Origin of the sequence: Pseudoalteromonas sp. S3431, assembly GCF_000690035.1 — a bacterium.
GTDB lineage: Bacteria > Pseudomonadota > Gammaproteobacteria > Enterobacterales > Alteromonadaceae > Pseudoalteromonas > Pseudoalteromonas fuliginea.
Genome location: NZ_JJNY01000123.1, coordinates 1 through 2,097 on the forward strand (window position 1 = coordinate 1; position 2,097 = coordinate 2,097).

Sequence of the window (2,097 nt, forward strand, 5' to 3'; positions counted from 1 at the left end):
GATGAATCAACTTACTTAACCGCATTGAAAAGTAAGGGATCACCGCTGTTAAAATTTGCGGTGGAAAGTGAGCTTTAGCGCTTGCTGTCCACCTCAGGGCGTGTTGTTAGGCATTTTCTGTGCTTTGTAATATTGAAAAACTGGAGACCATCTTTTCCAGTTGCACTTTGTGTTGTTCTCTTTTCTGATCAGATAAATTAAAGTTGGATGTCAAAAAATAACCAAACACTGGTTTTAAACCACTAACCATAAATACATTTTTTAACTGTAAACCTTTATGAATCTCATCAATTCTTAAAGATATTTGTTTAGCTTTATCTTCAACATCTGTTTCTGCTTGCATCATGGAGGGGGTTCCATTGTTCATAACTCTAAGCATAAATTGAATTGTCCAAGCCTCACTTAACCCTCCAAAAAACCTATTAAAAAATGATAAACAACCTGCTATCAATAAAAACACTCTATGTTCAGGGCTTGGATATTTTGAGCTGTTATTATTAGAGAATAAAGATGTAAAGAGCTTACCTATCGCTTTTCCTATTTCCACGGAAAGTATTTCTTGATCTATATTGCTGGAGATTAGGTGCATATTTTTCTTGGTTGATTTTCCAAAAGTTATTAAAGTTAAAAATATTTGTGCTCCAAAATTATCAGCCCGAGCTTCTATTGCCACACTATCAATTGTTTCAACATCCTTGTGTGAATTATGAAAGTTTAAATAGTGAGCTAACTCGTGACTAATAATAAGCAACGTGAAGAAATAATCCTCTAGGCTAAGGTTTTCATTAGAGCAAAGATCTATAGATAGTTTTATTCTCGAATGTTCATCAACCCCAGCATAACTTGCATGCTCGCGCATATTTGTAACATTGAGCTCTTTTTTTATAATGAAATTAGAGCTGTGATAGAAAAATGATTCTATGTCGGAAAAAGCAGCTTTAGCTATTTCAATACCTTTAATACTATTCATAAAAACTGAACCTTGAAGTTTTCCACTTGAATGCCTAACGAGCCTGTAGATTAACTCGTTTTTAAATTTATTTTTATTGATAAATAGACCATAGCTGAGTTCCTATTTTGATTCAATTGATTACTGTATTTTTCATAGAATATAAAAGCTGGTTTGGTATTGTTTTAACTGGCGTTTTGGAAGGAGTTACGGGTGTTTCAGTGGCTTTATCTTGGCTTAAAAGGGGTTGCCTCTCTTAATGCATCGTGTTTTGCAGCTTTTCTATATTATGAACAAGGCAATACAGTTGCCATTGGGCGTTCACTTTCGTTTGACCCCGTAAGGTCAATTTATTCATCCCTTTATTCACTGTAATGTTTCCGAACACTGGCTCAATACAGCCTAATCGCTTACTGTATTGTCGTCGCCCTATGGGGCTATCTATTTTTACTTTCATTTTGTCTACATAGCTCAGCTTTTTGCGTGATTCATTATTTATAAACTGAACTTGTCGCCCTGTTTTAATAGGCGGCTTTCGCATACATTGCTGTTGTAGCGGGCACGCTTTACAATCTTTTAAGTAACCGCAGAACCGGGTGTATTGTTGGTTATGACTTTTTACATTAACCCCACTTCGCCACATATCATTGCCTGCGGGGCAGCGGCAGGTTTGGGTTGCTTCATCATAATGAAAATCGTCTGAGGTAAATAATCGTGGCTTGCCTTTACTGCGTTTTAATCGACGCTTTTCTTGCTCTGTTTCGTATGTTTCGCTGTCTTTAAACAGCGGATTTCGTTTTCTAAACTGATTATCCGCAATGTAGGTATCGAACCCACTTTTCGCCATATATTCAAGGTTCACTTCGCTGTTAAACCCACTGTCTGCGGTGAATTTGATGGTATGCTCATCTGCCATTTTTTCTGTATTGAGTTTAGCGAGTTGCTGTTTTAATTGTGCAACGGCTGGCTGCAGAGTTTGTTGCTCGCCTACTGAGCCCCACGCTTGTGCTTGCAGGATAATTTGGTGTTTATCATCGTTTATCGCTATGCCGTTGTAGCCTTAAATTGTCCCTTTTGAGGTCGTCATCTTCGCGCTATCAGGGTCAGTGATATTACTTTTAACTGGCTTGCCTTTACTGCCTGTTTTC

1 protein-coding gene and 1 pseudogene are annotated in these 2,097 nt (G+C 37.4%); both read right to left on the minus strand.

What is annotated here, in order from left to right; genetic code table 11:
• Window positions 1–106: 106 nt before the first annotated feature.
• Window positions 107–970, minus strand: a complete 864-nt coding sequence (locus DO88_RS00585; protein WP_033041119.1) for an ImmA/IrrE family metallo-endopeptidase — start codon at window positions 968–970, stop codon at window positions 107–109.
• Between the two features lie 235 nt (window positions 971–1,205).
• A pseudogene (locus tag DO88_RS0118490) lies at window positions 1,206–2,097 on the minus strand (transposase); the annotation flags it as partial.

What these genes read in the sequence shown, in the direction of transcription:
- DO88_RS00585 (WP_033041119.1), bottom strand. Translation starts at nt 970, where the DNA reads ATGAATAGTATTAAAGGTATTGAAATAGCTAAAGCTGCTTTTTCCGAC.